Origin of the sequence: Kamptonema formosum PCC 10802 (assembly GCF_000332335.1) — a bacterium.
In the GTDB taxonomy this organism is placed as follows: Bacteria; Cyanobacteriota; Cyanobacteriia; order Cyanobacteriales; family Oscillatoriaceae; genus Oscillatoria.
In genome coordinates, this window is sequence record NZ_KB235948.1 from 2,872,135 (window position 1) to 2,894,419 (window position 22,285).

A 22,285-nucleotide genomic window follows, 5' to 3' on the forward strand; every position below is an offset into this window, starting at 1 on the left:
TGACACAGGCGGGTAATGCGCCCAATATCCCCATTGCCAAACTCTAAGAATTTGCGTCCGTCAAAACCTGTCAGGAAAGTTCTCACACCCGGGTCTAACGCAATTATCCCATCAGCTTCGGTGGGACTAATTTGCGCGGGCTTGGGGAAAACAGCAAACCATCGCCCCTTAGAAAAAATCAAATGTGTTCCCTGGTCGCAAGTGCTGGGGATGGGTTCCGCAGATGTAAATGACAGTCCTTTTGTTAGCCTTGGATACCAAGTTCCCTGAGAGAAGTTGCTGTCATTGAACTTAATGGCCTGAGAGGTATTTCGGCAGCTTCTAAACTTAGCGTCTCGACTTGCGCCAAAAGCAAAGTGAGCGTCAAAGACTGCATTCTGCCGGATGTGGCACGGTGTTTCTTTCACCCACTGGGGCAAGTCTCCCTGCATGATTTCATTACGCAGCTTTAGCTTACCAAGATGCTTGCCACTTCGCTGCAAGGCAATGGCCTGGTTGTAACAGTACCGGCAAGCTGCAAGCCATTTCCTCCAGGTTTTATTAAGTTCGGAGCTTGGGTAAATCCTAATCTTCCTTGACCTGAGCTTTGTACTTTCGGAGTCCGTAAAGCCTGAAGCTGTAGCTTGCTTCCGCGAAGCGGTAACAGTGGAGGATGGTGAGGATATCCTTAACCATTTCGCGGTTCCGACTGAGACTTGTTTCGTTGAGAACCACGAGCTTGCACCCGTTTTACTCGCAGAGCCATCGAAACAGGTCAAAGCCTCTTCTCTCCAGCCTGTCTTTGTGGCCAACGACAACCAGTCGGACATTTCCTGACAGAATTTGTTCCAGTAGGGCTTGCAGCTTTTTTCGCTTGAAGTTGAGCCCGCCACCGATTTCCGAGACGTTAGCCTAGCGGCTCCGCAGGAGCATTTCGGCTTGCGGGTAGAGGGTGCTGAGGGCTGGGAAAAGCCTGTTGAGGTCGGGCTGCCCGGCTCGACCGCTAACTCTGGCGCAGGCAACGATTTTTCTCCTGTCCCCGCCAGATTTGGCAACATAGGATTCCATGTCGTAGCGGCGCTGTCGGGATGGAGTTCTGATGGCTTCAATCCGCCCATCTTCCTCCCACCGGCGCAGGGAGAGCTCGTGCACTCCAAGTATTTCCGCCGCTTCTTTGGGTTTGACATATTTCCTCAATAGGACTGTCCTCGAACTCTGCCCCTATTATATAACATTATTCCGCTTTGCCCAGTAATTATGCGATTAAATTTTGCTCTCTCGCGGATGCTCCAGCATTTTTTGCCGCCAGCACGCCCGTCCTTTGGCGGTGATGCTGTAGATTTTGCGGCTGGGGCCGCTTTCTGACTCCTCCTCCCCCACCGCCACAATCTCGCCCCGCTCTTGCAAGCGCTTCAGCAGCGGATAAATCGCTCCGTAATTTACGCTTATGCAGCCGCTCACAAACAGTTCCAGCTGCTGCTTCAGCCGGTAGCCGTGCAGGGATTCGCGCTGCAATAGGCCCAGTGCGGATAGCTCTAGCATTTATATCATACTGATATACTATATAAATACGATAGGCGCAATTTGACAAAACTTTAAAAAAATTTTATTAAAATTAATAAACCGTCATAGAATTTAAAGAGAGAGCGCCAAGCGGGACAGGCTATGTCAGTTCACCGAAGCGGCTCCGCCAGCGTCGGGACCCGCGACCGATGACCGATGACCAATCCACCCCAATTGGTAGAACCCCCCCTCCAGTCATGACTCTAAGGATTTGCCGCCTAGTAGCGTTCGCCGGCTTGCTGGTAGCAGCCTCTGGTTGCGGCTGGCTGCCCAAGGAAGCCGCTGACGCCCAAACCCGCGCCCCCAGGGCGGAAAGGCCCGCCGGCGCAACGCCGGTGGATGTGGCCATCGCCCGCACCGGCACCCTGAGCGAGCCCCTGGAGTCCACCGGCACCACCCTCCCGGTGCGAGAAGTCTCCCTGCGCCCCCAAGTCGAGGGCAAGCTGCTGGAACTCAACGCCGATGTGGGGGACACCGTACAGAAAGGCCAAGTCCTCGCCCGACTGGACGACGCCCTGCAGATGAGTGCGGTAGTCGGGGCGGAAGCGGAACTCGCCGCCCGCAAGTCCGAGGTGGCGCGTGCTGAGGCAGAAGTCAGCAACGCTCGCACCCAAGTCGAAGAGGCGCGACTGCAACTGCAGCAAGCGCAAGCAGACGCCAACCGGCTCGAACAGCTCTATAAAGAAGGAGCGGTTTCCGCCCAAGCTGCGGAACAGGAGCGGACAGCGGCGCGGACAGCTGAGCAGGCTCTGCGCTCCGCCCAAACCCAAGTTGCCACGCAGCAGCAAGCCGTCGCAGCAGCGCAGGGGCGCGTCGCCGCTCAGCAAGCCATCCTCGCCCAAGTGCGAGAGCGGCTTTCCTATTCGGTTTTAACCTCCCCGATCTCCGGCAGCGTGCTGCAGCGCGTCACAGAACCGGGCAATCTCGTGCAGCCTGGGAGCGAAATCCTGAAAATCGGCGATTTCAGTCAGGTGAAAGTCGCCGCCGATGTCTCGGAATTGGAACTGAGCAATATTCGGGTTGGGCAAAGGGTGCGAGTCAAATTAGACGCCTATCCGCAAGAAAGCTTCACCGGCGAGGTGACGCGCATTTCCCCCGCCGCCGATCCGCAAGCTCGCCGAGTGCCGGTGGAAGTCACTATTTCCAACAGCAGCGGCAAAATTGGCAGCGGGTTGCTGGCGCGCGCCAGCTTTCAGTCAAGGCAAGCTGAGCGCGTGCTCGTGCCGGTGGCGGCGCTGGAAGCCGGCGGACGGGGCAGGGGCGGCGCTGGGGGACAGGGGAGCAAAGGCGCAGGGGAGCTCAAGGGCAGGGGTGCGGGAGAGCAAAGGAGCAGTGAGGGGGTTGTATTTGTCGTCAGTGGCGAGGGCAAGGAAGTCAAGGTTTCCGCTCGCAGCGTCCAGCTTGGCGAACGCGCCAATGGGCAAGTGGAAATCCTGTCGGGATTGAGTGCGGGAGAGCGATTCGTCGCCCGCGCCGGCAAACCCCTGAAAGACGGCGACGCCGTTAAGTTAAGTATTCTGTCGGAAAAGTAGTTCGGGGTGCCGGCACTGCCAGGGATTATAGCAGTAACCACTTAGGGCACGGACGTAGGACAGGCGTCTCGCCTGTCCCTGTTCCTAAGCTGTTAGGCTTTTAATTTGCTTTTCCCTTGCAAGGAGGCAGAGCCTCCAGATGGCGTTCCCAGCCTGAGGCTGGGAACGAGAGAAACGAGAGAAACCGGGTTTCTGATGCGTACTGAGATCCTGCTTTCTCGCCGCGAGTCTTCTGCCGTAAAACTTGTTGCGCTTCGGCGCACCCTGTAAAAATTTTGCCGAGTTATGTTAAAATATTTATGCTTAATTATTCAGTGAACATGTAGCCGGCGGCAAGACGCAATTCGGCGCTTTAAAAGAGTGATAAGTGCGGCCCGGACGGTGCGGAGAGAGAAGCTTGGGATGGGCGTGCGGGAAATTCAATGATAAACTCGGTTCCCTTTTTTGGCCGGCTTTCCATCCAAATGCGACCCTGATGCACCTGCACCACAATCTGATAGCAAATGGCCAGCCCCAAACCCGTGCCTTTGCCAATCGGTTTGGTGGTAAAAAACGGATCAAAAATTTTTGATTGAATCTCCACCGGCACCCCCGGTCCGCTATCGCGCACGCCAATGCGCACCAGCAAATTGCCCGCCGTTTCAACCATGCCGGTTGTAATTTCAATCAGCTTTTCCGGTTGGGGGGCATCGCTGACAGCATCAATAGCATTGCTGATCAGGTTCATAAAAACCTGATTCATTTGGCTGGGGTAGCACTCCACCAGAGGCAGATTGCCGTAGTGCTTGAGTACCTGAATTTTGTCCTTAAGCCGGTGGTGCAGCAGCAGCAGAGTGCTGTCGATGCCTTCGTGCAGGTCAACTTCTTTTTTCTCCGCCTCATCCAGCCGGGAAAAATTGCGCAGCGACAGGACAATCTGGCGGATGCGCTCTGCTCCCACCTTCATAGAGGCGAGCGTGCTGGGCAAATCTTGCTGGACAAACTCAAAGTCTATGTCCTGTTCAAAGCCGGCAATTTCTGGCGGTAAAGCCGGCAGGGCAGCTTGGTATAAGGTCAGGAGCTGCATTAACTCCCGCAAATATTCAGTAACGTGGGGCAAGTTGCCATAAATGAAATTCACGGGGTTGTTAATTTCGTGAGCGATACCCGCCACCATTTGCCCCAAACCAGACATTTTCTCGCTCTGAACCAGCTGCGCCTGGGTTTGTTTCAGTTGGGCTAGGGCTTGGTTGAGTTCTGCAGCTTGTTTGGCGAGGAGTTTGACCTGTTCTTGAGATTTTTCCAGCAACCGCACCTGACGCCACGCCCCAAGAATAGCAATTGCCAGCAAGCCGCCCAAAACTGAGGCGAGTACATTCAGCGCCAGAAGCTGGGATTCGAGATTCTCGCGAGGGATCGCCAAACCAACTGACCAGTGCGCTTCTTGCAGGGGGGCGAAGGCAACATAGTACCAGTTGCCATCCAGTTGCGTTAATTCAATGGCTTGCTGCTGGCTCACCATCCGCCGGGAGATCGCCGCTAGGTTGGAGTCTGAGATTTCCAGCAAACTGGGCGCGGGTTTTTCTACGGTTCCCCTCAATTTGGGGTCAGGATGGACAATTGCCCGACCTTCAGAATTGAGGGCGAAGGCATAACTGTTTGGCCCTTGATGGAGCCGGCTCACCACCCGATCTAGCCGATCTATTTTGATAGCACCCCCCAGCACGGCTTGCGGCTGGGAGCGCTCGCCAATAGGGGCAGCGACGAGCACCTGGACAATGCCGGTGGAGCGGCTAATCAGGGGATCTGAAACGTAAACCTCTCCTGCCATTGCCCTTTGAAACCAAAGCCGGTCTGCAAGATTTTTCCCCTGAGCGTAACCCACTTTAGTATTGTAATACGAGCCGTCAGAATAAGCGAAAGTGAAATGGTGGTATTCGTTGAGCCGCTCCACTTCTGACTTCAGATAAGGGCCAGAAACTTCCCAGTCAAGCGAACCCACAACCGGCGTGTTGGCGAGAGTTTCCACCTCAGCTTTGCGCGTGGCTAGCCACCGGTCGATTTCATTGATGCCTTGCTGGACTTCTAGCAGAGCCTTTTCCCTCAGCTGTTGCAGGATCAGCTCCCGCACTACCTGATAGCTAGCCAGGGCGAGAGCGCCCACTGCCAGCGTCGTGCCGGCTAGAATAAAGAGTACAGCTATGTTGCGCGGCTGCCACCGTAGCTGATGGGGGCGCTGCCTGTATTTTAACATTTACCGCAATTTTTTAGAGAGAGTGGAATCTTTTCTTAGCATAGCGCCGGCTTGCTACTCAGGACTGTCTGCCAAACAGCGCACTCGCCGCGACTAGGCGGAGAAAACTCCTGCCGGCGCTACTGTTGCGGCTGCTGAATCGGAATCGCAATGGCTAAATAATCCCACAGTCCCAGTGCCGGCTCCCACCGGCACGGGCGCTAATCCCTAATGGCGAATGGCTCTGGGAAGAGGTACAATTATTGATTATCAATTATCAATTAGAGATGAAAAAGAAGAATGTCAGGATTTAGCGTCAGCGCAACTGCCATCCGCCAGCACATCGGCACCCTCATGCTCACCCTGACGGTGGTGCTGGTGGGGATTTTCTTCCTCTCCCAGCTGCAGGTGGATTTATTGCCGTCCATCACCTACCCCCGGATTGGGGTGCGCCTCAGCGCCCCTGGCGTCTCCCCTGAAGTGGCGGTGGAGGAAATTACCAAACCCCTGGAAGAAGCCTTTTCCGCCACAGAGGGAGTGGTGCAGATTTTCTCCCAAACCCGCGAGGGACAAATCAGTTTAGATTTGTTTTTCCAGCCGGGGGGCAATATTGAGCAAGCGCTCAACGACGCCACCGCTTCCTTTAACCGCGCCCGCAGCCGGCTCCCAGATACTATTGAACAGCCGCGCCTGTTTAAATTTGACCCCTCCCAGCTGCCGGTCTACGAATTTGCCCTCACCTCCCCCGGATTGCGGGATGTGGATTTGCGGGTGTTTGCCGATCAGGAACTGTCGCGAGAATTGGGGGTGGTTACCGGCGTGGCGGGAGTTGATGTTGCCGGCGGGGTGAGAGAAGAAGTCAGGGTTTTGCTCGATCTCGACCGGCAGCAAGCTTTAGGTGTCGGTTTGCGGGATGTTCTCGACGCTCTCAGGGAGCGCAACCAGGATATTTCTGGCGGGCGCATTCAGGGGGAAAGTTCGGAACCGCTCACCCGCACTGTGGGCAGGTTTAAAGATGCCGGTGAGATTAGCAACCTGTCTTTTGATGCCGGCTCTTCAACCTCCAGCCGGCGCGTCTACCTGCGAGACTTTGCCGAAGTGATTGACGGCACAGAAGACCAGCGGATTTTCGTCTCTCTCAACGGAGAGCAGGCTGTAAAAGTCAGCATCCAGAAGCAGCCCGACGCTAACACGATAGTCGTTGTGGAAGGGGTGAAAAAACGCCTCAAGGAGCTGCAGGAGTCAGGCTTGATTCCAGAAGAGATGCAGCTAGTTTCGACCTCAGATGAGTCGCGCTTCATCAGCAATTCTATCGCCAATGTCACCAGTTCCGGGCTGATGGGAACCCTGCTGGCGGCGATCGCTGTTCTCCTTTTCCTCGGCTCCCTGCGCCAAACTTTGGTTATCGTCATTTCCATCCCCCTCGCCACCCTGGCGGCGGTGATTCTCATGGGGCTGTTTGGCCTGTCCATCAACGTTTTCAGCTTGGGCGGTCTGGCTCTGGGCGTGGGGATTGTGGTGGATAATTCTATCGTCATGCTGGAAACAATTGCGGAAGGCGTTGGCATGACTCCGGGTAAAGATGCTGTCACCAACTTGAGCCCAAAAGAGCTGCTCGATCGGGCAGAACGCAGCTGTCGGGAAGTGGAATCCGCTCTGGTTGCCTCCACCAGCACTAACTTGGTGGCGGTGCTGCCGTTCCTGCTAATTGGTGGCTTTTTCTCGCTGCTGTTTAAGGAGCTAATTCTCACGATCAGTTTTGCTGTGGCGGCTTCAATCCTTGTGGCGGTGACGGTGGTGCCGGCGCTCGCCTCGCGCCTGCTTGCCATTCGCTGGTCGAGCCGGCTGAGCAAATTTTGGCCGCTGCAGTGGTTTAACCGCTCTTTTGAAGCAGCTACATGGGGCTACACCGGCATTTTGGCGGGCGTCTTGCGCTGGCGGCTGATCGTCTTGGCGGTCGCCTTTTTGGTGTTCGGCGGCGGCAGCTTGCAGCTTGCCGGTCAGATCCCTCAGGAAATCCTGCCCCGCATCAACACCGGCCAAGCCAATCTAGTCGCGCAGTTCCCTCCCGGAACGCCGCTAGAAACCAACCGCAAACTGATGAAAATTGTTGATGAGATTCTCGTCAAGCAGCCTGAAACGGAGTATGTTTTCACCACGGCTGGGGGGTTCTTATTCGGCAGCAACACCAATGCCAACGCCCTGCGGGCTTCTAGCACAATTACCCTGAAGCCGGGAACTAACGTTCAGGATTTTGTGGAGCGGGTTACCAAGGAGTTGGACAAGCTGAATTTGGCGGGCATTCGCTTGCGTCTCAATCCCGGTCAGGTGCGCGGGATTATCCTGACGAATTCGCCGGTGCGGGGGGCTGATGTTGATATTATCCTGGAGGGGGATGAGGAGGAAAAATTGCGTCAGGCGGGGCGTCAGGTTTTGGCGGCGCTCGACGAACAAGTAACGCTGGTGCGTTTCCGCCCCGATGCGGATGACCGGCAGCCAGAAGTGCAAATTCATCCGGAATGGGAGCGTCTGGCGTCCTTTGGGCTGACGGTGCAAGAGGTTGGCGATACGATTCAGACCGCAATTCAGGGTTCTGTGCCGACTCAGCTGCAGCGGGGCGAGCGCTTGGTGGACGTGCGGGTGCAGCTCGCTCAGGAGTCGGTGCGCCGCGCTTCTCAGCTAGCACAAATTCCTCTGTTTGTCAATGGCAGCCGGCAAATTCGTTTGAGCGATGTTGCGCAAATTAAGGAAGGGCAAGCGCCGGGGGAAATTCAGCGAATTAACCAGCGCAACAGTTTCTTGATTGCCGGCAGTTTGAACAAGGGAGCGAGTCTGAGTGATGCGCTGGCGCAAGTGGATAAAGTGCTTGCCGGTGTGGAATTGCCCGAAGGGGTTGCCGTGGTGCCCAGCTCAACGCGCCAGACGAATGAAGAGTTGCAGAATTCTCTGAAAGTTTTGGGAGGTTTGGCGGCTTTCTTGGTGTTTGTTGTGATGGCGGTGCAGTACAATTCCCTGATTGACCCGCTGGTGATTATGTTCACGGTTCCGCTGGCACTTGCCGGTGGGATTGTCGGGCTTTATGTCACTCAGACAGCCATCGGCGCTACGGTGCTCGTGGGTGCCGTGCTGCTGGTGGGGATTGTGGTCAACAACGCCATTATCATGGTGGAATTAGCCAATCAGATCCGCGATCGGGAAGGCGTGAACCGGCGCGTGGCGATTTTGAAAGCCGCGCCCCAGCGTTTGCGCCCGATTATGATGACAACCATCACCACGGTGCTGGGGCTGTTCCCGCTGGCGCTGGGAATGGGGGAAGGTTCGGAATTTCTGCAACCCCTGGGAGTTGTTGTGTTTTCCGGGCTGTCTCTGGCGACATTTCTGACGCTGTTTATTATTCCCTGTCTGTACACTTTGCTGCACGACTTTTTTGGGGTTTTACACATCAAGAAGTTGGACGTGCCGGTGGCTGTCTCTCCTGATATTTCTGATATTTCTCCTGAGATTTCTCCTGATATTCCTGAGATTCCTGTCGGGAAGAAATAGGGAGAGGAACCCCACCCCCCAACCCCCTCCCCGCTTGCGGCGAGGGGGGATAAGGGACAGGCGAGACGCCTGTCCTACGTCTTTTTCTTCTCGTTCCCAGGCGGAGCCTGGGAACGCACACAGGGAGGCTCTGCCTCCTTTTTTTGCCTGGGAAGGGACAGGCGGGACGCCTGTCCTACGTCTTTTCCTCCTTACCCGCCTCAATTTTGCCTCTTGAACTCCTGGCGTTTCTCCTGTGGCTGACAAAAGAGCCGGCGCTTCCCAGCTAAACCAGCAACTAGCGCTGATATAAGAACCGGGCAAAGTCCAGCACTTCCCGCCGGCGCTCCGACTCAGAGATGAGCGATCGTAGCCGAGATCTTCTCCGATACTGACAGCCAAGTTTTGGTTTTCGCCTTCCAGACGACAATAAATTGCTCTGACGATAGCCGGCAGAGCGCTAAAGTTTCTCCCTCTTGATTGCTAAACTCCACCTCCCAGGTACTGTCGGGGTAACACTCCACGATCGCCCCTTGAACTCCTGAACGCAGGTTATGTTCAGGCAAGTCCGCTAGCAATTCTATCACATCGAACAGTTCTGGATCATTCATCGTCGCCTCCGTACATATAGCGTCACCAATCTGGCCTCATCACTATCAGGTGCCACTGGGAACGAGGAAGGAAGACGTAGGACCGGCATCTCCCCCATCCCGACGTAGGACAGGCGTCTCGCCTGTCCTCTCGCCTGTCCTCTCCCCTGTCCTGTCCTACCCCACACACCGCTCAATCAACTCTTCCACCCCACTCACCGGCACAATCCTCACCCCCAATTTCCCCGCAACTTCCGCCACCGTCATATCATCCAAAAATCTCGCCTCCCCATGCTTCAGCATCACCGAAGGCAGCAGAATCCCATCCCCCAAATCTTTCCCCTCCAAATTATACAGCAAATCCTCCCCAGTCAGCAAGCCGGTAACAGTAATACTTTGCCCCCAGTACCGGCTGGGAAAAGCCGCCATCTTCACCTCCAAACCTCCCACCTGATTCAACCGGCACAAAATCGGCCCAAACGCTTTCTCAACCGCATTCCCCACCACCCAAGTCAGCCGGCGCGGCGGAGAAACAGCCGGTGGCAATAACCGCTCAGCCGCCCCCTCAAACTCTTTGAGAAACAGCCGAATCGAACCCACCCCATTGCCAATCTGGGGATAATCCTCATACTCAGATTCCGCCGGCAACTCCTGACCGGCAATCAAAAACCACTCATCCGCCAGCCAAGCGCAATTCGACTTCATCTCCCGGCGAAACTTCTCTTGCAAATCTCTCACTTGCGCAATCACTTCCCGCGCCTTTTCCGGAGACACCGGCACCAGCTCATCCCCTGCCGGCCTAAACCGCGTCAGACCGGCAGGCACCAACGCCACCGACGCCACAGCCGGCACCTTTCCCGTGTGAAACTTCGCCAAATCTAGCAACGTCCTCTCCAAATGCTCCCCATCATTAATCCCCGGACAGACAACCACCTGCGCGTGAACTTGCAGCCGCCGCTTTTTAAACCACTTCAGCTGCTCCAAAATCTGACCCGCACGCAAATTCTTCAGCAAGCGAACCCGCACCTCAGGCTCAGTCGCGTGCACCGACACATACAGCGGAGACAGCCGCATCCTCTCAATTCTATCCCATTCCTTCTCAGTCAAATTCGTCAGCGTCAAATAGCTGCCATAAAGAAAACTGAGCCGGTAGTCATCATCCTTCAAATAGAGACTTTCCCGCTTTCCCGGCGGCTGCTGGTCGATAAAGCAGAAAGGGCAGCGATTATTGCACTGCATCAACCCATCGAACAGCGCCGTTTCAAACTCCAGCCCCAAATCCTCATCGAAATCTTTCTCAATTTCCACCTGGTGCCTTTTTCCCTTGACATCCAACACTTCTAGTGCTAAAATCTCATCAGCGCACAAGAATTTGTAGTCGATCAAGTCCCGGGGGCGCTCACCATTTATCGCCACAAGCCGGTCGCCCGGTTCAAACCCAATTTCCGCTGCAATCGAGTTGGGCAGCACCTTAGTGATTACGGCAGGACGAATTGAAGTTTCACTCATACCAATTACTTCTTTCTCTTCTCAACCAGCAACAAGTCTCTCGTTCTCTCGTTCCCAGCCTCAGGCTGGGAACGCAATCTGGAGGCTCTGCCTCATTTCCACGGAAAAGCAGGTTAAAAGCCTAACAGCTTAAACCGCCAAGGACGCCAAGAAGCTTACTCTTGGCGCTCCTTCACGGGGGCGGTTCCTTCTTAAAGACATCAGCTATTTTGCAGCACCCCACCGGCAATCGCAGCCAGAATCGCCACCCCAAACGCCAAGCGATACCAAATAAACACCCAAGTGCTCTGAGTTTGCAGGAAGCGCAGCAGCCACGCAATCGAAAGGTAAGAAAACACCGCCGCTGAAATCACACCCACCACGAGCTCCACAGCACCGACACCGGCAAACCCCTCACTGACCACACTCTTGAGCTCGACTAGCCCCGCCAGAGTAATCGCCGGTATCCCCAGCAAAAAGGAAAACCGCGCCGCTGCAGCCCGTTCCAGCCCGATGAACAGCCCTGCAGTTAGGGTTGAGCCAGAGCGAGAGACGCCAGGGATGAGTGCCATTGCTTGCGCCAAACCCATCCAGACGCCATCTTTCAGATCCAGCTGGCTGTAGTCGCGCTTGCGCTGGCCAATACGCTCTGCAACGCCCAACAGCAAGGACATGACAATGGAAGCGCAGGCGATCGCCGCCAGACTGCGCAGGGGGGACTTGTCAAAATCTTTAACCAGCAGCTTGATTAGCAACCCGCCGGTGAGAATCGGCAAGGTTCCCAAACCAATACCCAGGGCAATGCGGAAGTTTTTGTCCTCGTAGTCGCGCCGCTGCACCGCCCCCAGCGCGCCGGTCACCACCTGAGTCAGATCCGCCCAGAAATACCACAGTACCGCCGCAATGCTGCCCAGCTGGATCACCGCTGTGAAGGCCACACCCGGATCGCCCCAGCGCAGCACCACCGGCACCACCTTTAAATGCGCCGTACTGCTGATCGGCAAAAACTCTGTCAGCCCTTGCACGATGCCTAAAACGAACGCCTGAAAGATATTTATATGGGCCGCACCGGCAGCTGATTCCGGTGCCGCCCCCACCGCTTGCGCCACTGCCGGTGCCAGCTGGGTGCCCAGCCCCTTCAAGGGGGAGGCGAGCACCGCACCGGCAGCACCGGCACCCAAAACCGTGAAAAATTGACCGCGTGATAAACCCATGAACTTGCCCTGTCCTATTTTTTGAGCGCAACTGAACTAGACGTTCGCTAGAGCGATATCCTATCCGTTACAATTTAATCACTCCCAAAATGCCCCCTAGGGGGATATTGGCTGTGATATCTTAAATAAGATGAAGTTAAGTTAAGAATCTTAAAGAACCCCTTGTTTAACCCTATTTTGTCCCCTCTCACCTCCACCGCCACCCCGCTCCCGCCGGCAAGCCCCTCTCTCAGCTTTGTTTTGAGCTTCCTGAGATGGAGCCAGCGCAGGTTAGTTTTAGCGGCGTCTGTGTTCCTGGTTTCCGTGCCGGTGTTTTTCCAAGCGCCCCTGGTGCGGCAGCTGCCCTGGCTGAGTTTAGCCCTCACCGCAGGCTGGGTGTGGCTGAGCTTCTGGCTGCAATCGCGCTCCAAGACCCAAGTGTGGGGGGATTTATTGCTGGGGTTCACCGGCAGCTGGCTTGCGGGATCGATATACTGGGGCTGGCTGCGCATTGAGCCGGTGCTGCACCTGCCGGTGGAGGCCATCTGCCTGCCGGTGGCCCTGTGGTGCGCCATGCGCCGCCGGTGGCAAGTGGGAGCCTGGTTTTATATCGGTTCTCTGTTCGGCACCGCGATCACCGACCTGTATTTTTACCTCGTGGATCTGATCCCGCACTGGCGCAAAATTATGGAAGTTGACCCAGCCCTGGCGCTGCCGGTGTTTCAGAGCGCCACAAGGCTAGTGGGAACCCCCTGGGGCATCAGCTGGGCGGCAGTGCTGCTCGCCGTTCTCCTGAGTGCCGGTCTTGTTCCCCTAAAATCCAAGCAGCTGCACTGGTGGGCATTCGGCGGAGCCGTCTTGAGCACCATTTTGGTGGATGGCTTGTTCTGGATTGCCGCCTGTGCTCTGTGAGAGTGACTCCAGGGCGTTGCACAGAAAAAGGATGATTTCAACTTTTTCCCGGTTTCCCGTAATTCCTGATGCGGTAAACCGAACAGACAGCGCTTGGGGGGCTGGCGAGCTTCAGGTGAAATCCCCTCGCTGCTGGAATTTGGGGGGGAGTGACGGTTGCCGGTGTGCCTGAAATTGCACTTTTGTTTCGGTTTCCCGTAATTCCTGATGCGGTAAACCGAACAGACAGCGCTTAGGGGGCTGGCGAGCTTCAGGTGAAATCCCCTCGCTGCTGGAATTTGGGGGGGAGTGACGGTTGCCGGTGTGCCTGCCCCCGAAAGTTGGGGGGTGGGGTTGAGCCCACAGTCTGCTACTAGCCGACTCCAGGGCATCCCGCCGCCAAAAGCATCTATTGCAGGCTTAGCAAAGCTACGATCTACTCGAACAACTCGAGTTAGCAAACGACATAAAGTCGGTAGCCCCCGCCTGTGGTGAATTTTCAACCCACTCCTCATCTGGTACTGCAGCTCGAAACTGGGACTCGCTATCTGCCTTTAGCTAGCGGTAACTGCTGGACTGTCGGTCGAAGTGAAGACAGCCATTTCGTGCTGACCGACCGGTGGATCTCCCGCACCCACGCCATGTTGCAGCGCATGGACAACGGAGAGTTCTATATCATCGATTTGGGAAGCCGCAATGGAACATTTGTCAACGGGCGACGGGTGAGCATTCCCCTGACTTTAAAGAATGGCGACCGCCTGACCTTTGGCCAGACAGAGTTACAGTTCTACTATCAGTCCCGCAAAACCGCCGGCAACTCGGCGGATCTGGACGAAGATGACGCGGTAACAGCAACCCTGCTGGAACGCCGGCTGATCTCTGTGATGGTGGTTGACATCCGCAACTTCACGGTTCTGACTCGCCAGATGGACGAACAGGTACTCTCTGAGGTGATTGGCACCTGGTTCCGCCGGTCTGGGCAAATCTTGCGAGATCGCGGCTCTTGGGTTGATAAGTATATTGGGGATGCGGTGATGGCCGTTTGGTTCCACAGCAGCCAAAAGGTTAGCAATCCGGAGGTGATTCAGATTTTGCAGACGCTCAGCGCCCTGCACCACGTCACAGATGATCTCAGCGCTCGCTATCCCCTGCCCTTTCCCTTGCGCATCGGGGCCGGTGTCAATACGGGCTATGCGATGGTGGGCAACACCGGCAGCGGCGACCGCCCTGACTATACCGCCTTGGGGGATACCGTCAACGCCGCCTTTCGCCTGGAATCTTCCACCAAAGAAATTGGCGCGGACATCGCAATGGGCGAAACAACCTACCAGTATGTGGCAGCCCTGGGACTTCGCTCAACCCCGTTCCAGCAATATACGGTCCATCTCAAAGGCTATGACAAGCCGGCACTCACCTATGCCGGCACCTTTGCCGGTTTGGACCGGTTTTTGCCAGCCCTCCCCCAAGGCCCGTAGCGCCAGCCACCTGAGAGCGAGATACGCCCGAGTTCTAGATTTGTAAACAAATTTGGTAATCTCTCTAATATATAAATGCTGTGTGTGAGTTAGGGAGAAATTAAATCATGAGACGACTGTTTCGTTTGCTGACAGTCCTGTGCCTGCTGGCTGGCTGCACCGGGTGGCTGGGGCTGCCCCAGAACGCATACGCTGCCGGTCTGAGCGGTATTGCGCTGGCCCAACAGTCGGTTTTGGCAGAGGCACCCATCCGCAATGTGGTGGACGAGAAGCTAAACACCGAGTATGGCAAAAAGCTCGACCTCAACAATACCAACGTGCGGGCATTTCGCAAATATCGCGGGCTGTACCCAACCCTAGCTGGCAAAATTGTTGACAATGCTCCCTACGAAAAGGTCGAGGACGTGCTAAATATTCCCAAACTGACCGAGCGCCAAAAACAAGTCCTGCAAGCCAACCTGGAAAACTTCACCGTGACTGAGGTGGAATCAGCCTTAAACGAAGGCGACGACCGGATCAACAACGGTCTGTACTAAGCAGCGGTCGCCGGCCCACACGAAGGCCACCTCCCGCTAGCAATCGTTTGTTTTAGGGACGCGACATGTCGCGTCCGCACAAACTCCGTCTGCAAGAAACCCGGTTTCTCTAAGAAACCGGGTTTCTTCATTTTGTAGCTTGACAGTTTGATTTTTTTGTGATAGTGCAATAGACAGATCAGTAATGGACACGCTCGCTGGAGGGAACGCCTGTCCGACGAGTTATAGACGTAGGGCAGGCGGGACGCCTGCCCTCCTGGTCCGCAGCACTAAAAAATAGCCGGGGCAGTAGGGGCTGGGAAGTGGGGAAACTCTGCCGCCGGCTCGTGCCGCCCAAAGTCAAGTAAGGTAACATAAAGCCACAGTGGCTCAACCGACGAGGGCAATTTTTAATTGGTGAATCCTTCCACAGCTGATTCCTCACCCGAACCTAACCTGAACGGCCAGTTTGATGTCCTGGTGGTAGGCACCGGCGCGGCGGGCTTGTATGCGGCGCTTTGCCTTCCAGAGCGCTACCAGGTCGGCTTGATTACCAAAGACACCCTGCCCCTGTCCGCCAGTGACTGGGCGCAAGGCGGTCTGGCGGCTGCCGTCGGGCCCGAAGATTCCCCATTACTCCACATCGAAGATACCCTGAAAGCCGGTGCCGGCTTGTGCGACTTCGAGGCCGTCAAATTTCTGGCAGAGCTTGCGCCTCAGTGCGTCCAGTCTCTGGTGCGGCTGGGGGTGGGTTTCGACCGGCACGGGGACACCCTGGCCCTAACCCTAGAAGCCGCCCACTCCCGCCGGCGCGTTCTGCACGCCGCAGACACCACCGGGCGCACGATCGTCAGCACGCTCACCGCTCAAGTCCTCAGCCGGAAAAATATCCAGGCCATACAGCAAGCGTTTGCCCTCAGTCTTTGGATAGACCCCCAAACGCAGCGCTGTCAGGGGGTGTGTTTAGTTTATCAGGGTCAAATCAGCTGGGTGCGGGCCCGTGCGGTGGTGCTGGCCACCGGCGGGGGCGGCCAGGTTTTCGCCCAGACCACCAATCCCGCCGTCAGCACCGGCGATGGCGTGGCGATGGCGTGGCGTGCCGGTGCCGTGTTGCGCGACTTGGAATTTGTCCAGTTTCACCCCACCGCCCTCACCAAAGCCGGCGCGCCCCGATTTCTGATCAGCGAGGCGGTTCGGGGAGAAGGTGCCCACTTGGTGGACGACCGGGGGCGGCGGTTTGCCTTTGACGACCACCCTGCCGGCGAACTCGCCCCTAGAGATGTGGTCAGCCGCGCTATCTTCCGCCATTTCCAGCGCACCGGTCTTGACCCAGCTGCAGCCAATGTCTGGCTGGATTTGCGACCCATTCCAGAGTCGCGCATTCGCCACCGCTTTCCTAATATTATTCAGGTCTGCCAGCGCTGGGGGATTGATGTGTTCTCCTCTCCCGTGCCGGTCGCACCGGCAGCCCACTACTGGATGGGCGGTATTGTGACGGATTTGATGAACCAGACGTCTATTCCGGGTTTGTACGCAGTCGGGGAAACCGCCAGCACCGGCGTCCACGGGGCCAATCGTCTGGCGAGCAATTCTCTGCTGGAATGTATTGTTTTTGGCGCTCAGCTCGCTCACCTGGAACTTTCTGAGCCCGCGTCGGGACACTATCCCCTGAAGCCAGACGCCTCTCAACTTCCTGTCGCTGACGGGCTCGCTCAGCTCGCAAAAATCGAAGCAATGCGGCAAGAGTTGCCCCGCTTGGTTTGGCAGAGTGCCGGCATCTGTCGCGAACAGCCAGCCCTAGAAGCAGCGCTCGCTAAGGTGGAATGCTGGCAAGCTGAATTTGCGGTGCTGCCTTTGAGTGAGTGTTTGCTTTCTTTGCAACCCAGCGAGCCGGTCAAGTTCGCGCTACCCGATGCCGGCACTGTGTTGAGGTGCTGGGGAGAAACCCGGAATTTACTGGATGTGGCGTATTTAATTCTCAAAAGTGCGGCGTTTCGCACCGAAAGTCGCGGCGGACACTACCGTGCGGACTTCCCTGACCCAGACCCCCGCTGGCTAGCGCACACTCTGGTGCAAGACAGCAACTGGTGGAAGTCTCACGCGCTCATTCAATCGCAGCCCGCCCTCACTTAACGCTCTGACTGCGTGGCAATTCTCTGGTGCTGCCGGTTGCCACCGCTGTGTCTTCTTAAGTTGCGGTTCCCCCAGATCCGCCATCCCCACCGGTCGGTGGCTTCTTGGGTGGCGGTTCTTCCTCGTAAATCGTGGTTGGCCCTAAAGAAGGCCGGTTGAATGCGATGTCCCCCGACCGGCTGCTTAGAGTTGTGGCGGACGCTATTCCCGATGCGCTGAGGTTCACCCCAACCGCCAGCGCTGCTATACTCGCTACCTTAAGTAAAGTACCCATAACTCTTTTGACCCCATAACACCCTTGGCCTCAAAACACCTTTCACTTAGACGCTCCCCTCAGAGGTTCATTATATCAGTGAATTCACGGACTTGCCTGCAGAAAATCTGCCGAAACCGTACATTCACGCAAATCTACTTTAATTTACAAAAATACACAATGGAGGCTTAACCCGTCATCTTTGTTTAGAAAAGGGAGAGGGGCGAGGCAATCTCAGGCAAGCCGGCTGAGCGGAACGCAAAGAAACCAGGTTTCTTGACGAAACCTGGTTTCTGGTAAGGGCGATCTTCAACTTAATCATGCCCACCGGCTCTCGCCGCCGCAGGCCCGGCTTTTATTCAAAATAAGAGGCAATATTAATAAATGTAAAGCCTGAGCGCCGCCCCCTCAGTAGTTTTGCTGACCGGCACAGCATTTGAGTGGGGCGAGCCGGGCTGTTATTTACGAAAATTCATATTGGTTTTTGCCCTGTTGCTTAGCGCGGTACATGGCAGCATCCGCCGCATTAATCAAAGTATCGGCGTCTTCGCCGTGGAGTGGGTACAGAGCGATGCCAATACTGCAGGACACCGAGACGGCGTGTCCGTCTATGAGATACTTTTGGGAGAGGGTGTCGAGAATTTTGTCAGCAACTTTAGCCGCATCCGGCATTCCCGGGATAGCAGGCAGGATGACGGTAAACTCGTCACCGCCGAGGCGAGACACGGTATCGCTCGCTCGCAAGCAGCCGGTGAGCCTCCCGGCGACGGCTTTGAGCAGCGAGTCGCCCATCTCGTGTCCGAGGGTGTCATTGACGCCCTTAAAGCCATCGAGATCCAGGAACAGGAGGGCGACGAGCCGGCTGTTGCTGCGGGCCCATTCCAGAGCCTGACTCAGGCGTTCGCAGAACAGTTTGCGATTGGGCAAGCCGGTGAGGGGATCGTGATAAGCCAGATGGCGCAAGCGATCCTCTGAAACTTTTAATTCTTCGTTGGAACGGGCTAGCTCAGCTGCGGTGCGCTTTAAATCTTCTTCCATCCGCTTGCGCTCCGTGATATCTCGGATGACTCCGACCAAGAAGAGATTGCCGGCGGCATCTTTGTGGAGCGATCTTTTGGTGGCAATCAGATAAGTTTTCCCCCGGGCGTCAGTAAATTTTTCTTCATTTTCAGAGGCTTGATTGCTGTTAAATACCAAGTCATCTTGAAGCAAAAAGACTTCGGCTTCCTGCGGGTTGAAAAAGTCAGGTTCTGATTTTTCTATTAACTCGTTGCAGGGGCGACCGATCAATTGGCAAAAAGCTTGATTTAAAACAATCCAGCGGCGCTGCTGATTTTTGACAAAAATGGGGTCGGGAATGGTGTTGATGACCGTAGACAAAAATTCTTTAGATTTTTTCAATTCCTGTTCCAGGTGGGCGAAATAGCCAGTGACCGCCACTGCAGAGCCGAAAAGCGCCAGCACCGGCGGCACGAAGGGCACCCACCAGCCGGCGGCAAACAACAGCGTACAGGTGCCGGTCAGCGTCACCCCCGCTAGGGCCATACTCAGGGCTAGCCATTTTGTAGAGCGCACCCTCCAGCTGAGCGCCGCACCAGTCCAAGACCAGAGAAAAACCCACAAACCTTCCACTGGATCTGGCCAGACATTGATAAAAGTTCGCCCATCTAGGGCAGCGCTGAGCAGCTGGCTGACGAAATGAGCGTGCACTTCGACGCCATAGGTGCGAGCCGGAGCGCTGTAGGGGGTGTAGAATAAATCTTTCAGGCTTTCTGCCGTTGAGCCGATCAGCACCACCCGGTCGCGAAAAACTGATTCCGGCACCCGGTTGGAAAGAACATCGGAGAGTGACACCGTGCGAAAGCTGCCAGCCGGCCCGCGATAGTTCACCAAAACCTGGTAGCCGCCATCATCCTCCCGGACGTAAGCGCCATCATTGCGCTCAAAAATGCGAAATTCGCCGCGACCCAGCCGCCAAAGATGGGAATTTCCTGTGTCATATTTAAGAGGAATGCCTTGTGGTTCCAGATACATTAAAGCCAGTTGCAGCGCCAAACTTTTGTGGGCTTTCCCGTCAACATGCCAGTAGAGAACGCTGCGGCGAATTTTGCCATCTGAGTCAGAGATCAGGTTGCTGAAACCAACTTTATTAGTCGGACTCAACGCTGGCAGAGGTGGAATGCCGGTGTCATCTTGAGAGGGAATTTTTTCAATGGCCACTACATTTGGCATGGCCGCTAGCGTCTTCTTTAATTCGGCAGCTCCGGGCTCAACGGGCCGAAATCGGTAAATGTCCAGACCGATGGCGCGTGGCTTGAGCGCTTGCAGCTTCTGCAGCAGCTTGGCCAAGACGGCATCCGGCACCGGCAGCCCCAGCTCCTGCAAGTCCCCCTCATCAATCCCGACAATCACCACTCGCTCGTCACGGGGTTCTAGGGGGCGAAAGCGAAAGCACTGATCCAAGGCGGCTAGCTCCACCGGCTGCAACAGACCGGCAAAACGCAGGATCAGGACGCCGGTGGCAATACTGGCCGATGTGAGCAGGACTCTGCGCCCCAGCCATATTTGTTGCTTGAGGGAAGCCCATATGGTTTGTTTGGGGTGTCTGTCAGGCTGCGCGATCATGGTTGAGATTCTCCTGCAGTAGTTCAGATGACACCCCAGTTGTGAGGCGAGTTGCCTGTCGCTGGCGGTTGTGCCAAAGCGAAACTCCCGCAGCTAGTGCTGAGGCGCGACTCGCACCGGCTTTGGCTGGCAAGCCGGCACTGAAACTTTTGACTTTGAACAACAAACCGGGTGTGTGGTTGTGGGAAACTACAGCCCACTCTTTGCCATACATTCCCGGTTTTTTTTAGCTCCTCTGGTATTTTTCCGACAGACTTTCAGGAGTTGCTGATGGCCGTCAGCGCGGTGGGGAGGGGGTTGGCGAATCCTCAGGATCGGGGGATTCGGACGCCGGGTTGGAATAGTCGGCGACCGCAAAAATGTAAATTCCGTGAGCTAGCAAAAGCAGCGCCCAGGTGCCTGTTACCCAAGCAGTCCATATCCAGGGGGCCGGCTGCAAGTTCCGGAAAAACCACAGGCTAGAATTGCTAGCGGCAAAAATGGCCACATGCAGGGCAAAATTCATCCGGTCGTCCAACCGGCGGTAGTCTGGGTCGCGGCGGTCGGGTTTGCGGGGCCAACGAGGGGGCATAGAGAACCTTTGAGTAGGGTGGGCTTGGATTGTGCGGTGACTTCAATTGTATAGCTCTTGCCGGTGGGGCGGTTCGGCGGGGCAACCTGATGCCACTGATGCCACCGATAAGATTAACTTGTTGTTAGACCCCCTCATCGGGGCAGGGACTAGCGTTAGAATTCAAAAAGACCCTAATAATCTGCGTTTACAGACGAGTTTTGTGACTGCTGAGCACTTCCTGGGCAACGCTTCCCCAAAGCGCCACAATTACCTGGCCATCATCGCACTCCCCGATGAAGCCTCTGCGTTCCAAGCCTATCGCCTGCTGCAATATCACGGAATTTCCCCCGAGCATTTGGCGATTGTCGGTCAGGGCTACAGCTCTCCTGAAGGGGTGGGGCTATTGCAGCCGGTGCAAATTGCACTCCGCAACGCCCGCCGCTTGGCCATGCTGGCTGGCGCTCTGGGGTTGGCGATGGGAGTCGTTTCTTTTACGGTGTTGAATTTGGCATTCAAGGTGCCAGTCACTCTCAGCTTGCTGCTATTGATTCCAGCCGCCGGCACCGTTGGCGGCTTCTGTGGGGCTGTCGTGGGAGCCCTATTCGGCTTTTTGGGTGAGGGCAGCACCGCTGGCATCTACCGGCATCACCTGCGACAGGGCCATTACTTGCTGATGATGGAAGGGCCAGAAAAGATCGTCCGCTTGGGCCAGCATGTCCTCAAACAGTATTGCTCGCCAAAAACTCGCTGATCTGTGCCGGCGATTGGACGGTGCCGGTAAATTCAGGGCGTGTACAAGAATTGCTGGACAGTTCGATAACTTCCATCTTGGCCCGCCCAATGTGAAAGGCCGCAGGCGAGCTCTGTCGCGTCTGGGGCTTCGGGAGCGTCGGGCGTACAGCGAGCCGGTTGGATTGACGAGTATTTCACCGGCTCAATCTGGCGCATTGCCTTTCCGCCGCAAGGAAAACCGGCCAATAATCTGCACATCCAGTTCATACTGTTCAGCAAGTCCGCGACGCTCTATGGCCCGCCGGCTCGCCACAGCCGACCAGTGAATTAAATCAATTTGCCGGCGGGTCAGATTCTCGTCATGTATGCGATAATAATAGAGGGCTTTATTGAGGTGCCTAATTTGAATTATCTCTGAAAGTCGCAAGCACAAATCATAATCTTCCGCGAGTTCCATTGAGGGGTCAATCCCACCGGCAGCCAGGTAAGCATCCGCCCGCATCAATCGGAAGTGGAAGGTCATGAAGTCAATCAGCAGCCGGTTTTTGGAGTAGGGAATTTGGCTGCGCTGTCCGATGCCTTTGACATTGCCAAGCGCATCAATGACCAGATAATCGGTGTAGACGAGTCCCACTTTTGGGTTGGCATCCAGAAAACCGGCAGTTTCTTCCAGTGCTGTTGGGGATAGTAAATCGTCGCTATCGGCACAGCCGGTGTGAGTTCCAGAACACATCGCATGAGCCGCTTTGAGAGTCGGTGCTCGCCCTTGATGAGGGGCAGCAATTACTTTCACCCGCTCGTCTAGTTTAGCATAATTGCCGGCGATATCTAAAGAACTGTCGGTGGAGCCGTCATCCCACACCAGAAGCTCGAAATCTTTTCTCGTCTGCGCCAAAACACTTTCTATCGCAGCGCCCAAATAGCGCTCTCGATTGTAGACGGTCATAATTAGGGAAATTGTGGCTGTCATGGGGTGTGAGAGAGGTTTTAAACTGAGAAAATTGGGATGTATTATTAATACAATGCAGG

Annotated in this window: 16 protein-coding genes and 4 pseudogenes; 7 read left to right on the top strand and 13 right to left on the bottom strand. The window is 55.8% G+C overall.

Annotated elements, in window-relative coordinates:
* From OSC10802_RS54315 to OSC10802_RS39920, 4 pseudogenes are all read right to left on the bottom strand, one after another.
* Window positions 1-431 (bottom strand): annotated as a pseudogene (locus OSC10802_RS54315) (RNA-guided endonuclease TnpB family protein); the annotation flags it as partial.
* Between the two features lie 93 nt (window positions 432-524).
* Window positions 525-569: pseudogene (locus OSC10802_RS56425) on the bottom strand (hypothetical protein); the annotation flags it as partial.
* Window positions 565-1,176: pseudogene (locus tag OSC10802_RS39915) on the bottom strand (IS607 family transposase). The pseudogenes OSC10802_RS56425 and OSC10802_RS39915, both read right to left, overlap by 5 nt.
* A 75-nt stretch (window positions 1,177-1,251) precedes the next feature.
* Window positions 1,252-1,521: pseudogene (locus OSC10802_RS39920) on the bottom strand (PadR family transcriptional regulator); the annotation flags it as partial.
* Between the two features lie 218 nt (window positions 1,522-1,739).
* Here OSC10802_RS39920 and OSC10802_RS0112320 point away from each other — a divergent pair.
* The gene (locus tag OSC10802_RS0112320) at window positions 1,740-3,074 is read left to right on the top strand and encodes an efflux RND transporter periplasmic adaptor subunit (RefSeq protein WP_017717074.1); all 1,335 of its coding nucleotides are present in this window, start codon (window positions 1,740-1,742) and stop codon (window positions 3,072-3,074) included.
* A gap of 352 nt (window positions 3,075-3,426) precedes the next feature.
* On the opposite strand, the gene OSC10802_RS54320 is transcribed toward OSC10802_RS0112320, so the two are convergent.
* On the bottom strand, window positions 3,427-5,307 hold the full coding sequence (locus OSC10802_RS54320) for a sensor histidine kinase (protein WP_017717075.1): 1,881 nt from the start codon (window positions 5,305-5,307) through the stop codon (window positions 3,427-3,429).
* Window positions 5,308-5,586: 279 nt separating this feature from the next.
* Here OSC10802_RS54320 and OSC10802_RS39925 point away from each other — a divergent pair, with 279 nt between their 5' ends.
* A complete protein-coding gene (locus tag OSC10802_RS39925) occupies window positions 5,587-8,829 on the top strand; it encodes an efflux RND transporter permease subunit (RefSeq protein WP_017717076.1) in 3,243 nt (1,080 codons plus the stop codon).
* Window positions 8,830-9,161: 332 nt separating this feature from the next.
* Here OSC10802_RS39925 and OSC10802_RS0112335 read toward each other — a convergent pair whose 3' ends face one another.
* The 3 genes from OSC10802_RS0112335 to OSC10802_RS0112345 all read right to left on the bottom strand — a co-directional run bounded on the left by OSC10802_RS0112335 (window position 9,162) and on the right by OSC10802_RS0112345 (window position 12,100).
* Window positions 9,162-9,419, bottom strand: coding sequence for a DUF4926 domain-containing protein (locus tag OSC10802_RS0112335; protein WP_017717077.1), 258 nt, complete (start codon window positions 9,417-9,419; stop codon window positions 9,162-9,164).
* Between the two features lie 156 nt (window positions 9,420-9,575).
* Window positions 9,576-10,907 carry a TIGR03279 family radical SAM protein gene (locus OSC10802_RS0112340; protein WP_017717078.1) on the bottom strand — a complete coding sequence of 444 codons (1,332 nt, stop codon included), beginning with the start codon at window positions 10,905-10,907 and terminating at the stop codon, window positions 9,576-9,578.
* Between the two features lie 200 nt (window positions 10,908-11,107).
* Entirely contained in the window at window positions 11,108-12,100 is a 993-nt protein-coding gene (locus tag OSC10802_RS0112345; RefSeq protein ID WP_017717079.1) for an undecaprenyl-diphosphate phosphatase, read from the bottom strand.
* Window positions 12,101-12,262: 162 nt separating this feature from the next.
* Here OSC10802_RS0112345 and OSC10802_RS0112350 point away from each other — a divergent pair, with 162 nt between their 5' ends.
* The 4 genes from OSC10802_RS0112350 to nadB all read left to right on the top strand — a co-directional run bounded on the left by OSC10802_RS0112350 (window position 12,263) and on the right by nadB (window position 17,093).
* Window positions 12,263-12,991 carry a DUF3120 domain-containing protein gene (locus tag OSC10802_RS0112350; protein ID WP_017717080.1) on the top strand — a complete coding sequence of 243 codons (729 nt, stop codon included), beginning with the start codon at window positions 12,263-12,265 and terminating at the stop codon, window positions 12,989-12,991.
* A gap of 467 nt (window positions 12,992-13,458) precedes the next feature.
* Window positions 13,459-14,445, top strand: coding sequence for an adenylate/guanylate cyclase domain-containing protein (locus OSC10802_RS0112355; protein ID WP_017717081.1), 987 nt, complete (start codon window positions 13,459-13,461; stop codon window positions 14,443-14,445).
* Between the two features lie 107 nt (window positions 14,446-14,552).
* Complete coding sequence (gene psbU / locus OSC10802_RS0112360) at window positions 14,553-14,981, top strand: photosystem II complex extrinsic protein PsbU (RefSeq protein ID WP_017717082.1); 429 nt, start codon at window positions 14,553-14,555, stop codon at window positions 14,979-14,981.
* A 396-nt stretch (window positions 14,982-15,377) separates the two neighbouring features.
* Window positions 15,378-17,093 carry an L-aspartate oxidase gene (gene nadB, locus OSC10802_RS0112365; RefSeq protein WP_017717083.1) on the top strand — a complete coding sequence of 572 codons (1,716 nt, stop codon included), beginning with the start codon at window positions 15,378-15,380 and terminating at the stop codon, window positions 17,091-17,093.
* Window positions 17,094-17,148: 55 nt separating this feature from the next.
* Here nadB and OSC10802_RS49635 read toward each other — a convergent pair whose 3' ends face one another.
* The 4 genes from OSC10802_RS49635 to OSC10802_RS0112380 form a co-directional block, all read right to left on the bottom strand.
* Window positions 17,149-17,367, bottom strand: a complete 219-nt coding sequence (locus tag OSC10802_RS49635; protein WP_155967645.1) for a hypothetical protein — start codon at window positions 17,365-17,367, stop codon at window positions 17,149-17,151.
* A 441-nt stretch (window positions 17,368-17,808) separates the two neighbouring features.
* Complete coding sequence (locus OSC10802_RS0112370; RefSeq protein ID WP_017717084.1) at window positions 17,809-19,971, bottom strand: CHASE2 domain-containing protein; 2,163 nt, start codon at window positions 19,969-19,971, stop codon at window positions 17,809-17,811.
* Window positions 19,955-20,185 carry a hypothetical protein gene (locus OSC10802_RS0112375; RefSeq protein ID WP_017717085.1) on the bottom strand — a complete coding sequence of 77 codons (231 nt, stop codon included), beginning with the start codon at window positions 20,183-20,185 and terminating at the stop codon, window positions 19,955-19,957. The genes OSC10802_RS0112370 and OSC10802_RS0112375 overlap by 17 nt, the downstream gene beginning before the upstream one ends.
* 63 nt (window positions 20,186-20,248) lie before the next feature.
* Window positions 20,249-20,542, bottom strand: coding sequence for a 2TM domain-containing protein (locus OSC10802_RS0112380; RefSeq protein WP_017717086.1), 294 nt, complete (start codon window positions 20,540-20,542; stop codon window positions 20,249-20,251).
* A gap of 202 nt (window positions 20,543-20,744) precedes the next feature.
* On the opposite strand from OSC10802_RS0112380, the gene OSC10802_RS39930 reads away from it, so the two are divergent.
* The gene (locus OSC10802_RS39930) at window positions 20,745-21,275 is read left to right on the top strand and encodes a hypothetical protein (protein ID WP_044170914.1); all 531 of its coding nucleotides are present in this window, start codon (window positions 20,745-20,747) and stop codon (window positions 21,273-21,275) included.
* 183 nt (window positions 21,276-21,458) lie between these two features.
* Here OSC10802_RS39930 and OSC10802_RS0112390 read toward each other — a convergent pair whose 3' ends face one another.
* Window positions 21,459-22,226, bottom strand: coding sequence for a glycosyltransferase (locus tag OSC10802_RS0112390; RefSeq protein ID WP_017717088.1), 768 nt, complete (start codon window positions 22,224-22,226; stop codon window positions 21,459-21,461).
* Window positions 22,227-22,285 lie beyond the last annotated feature (59 nt).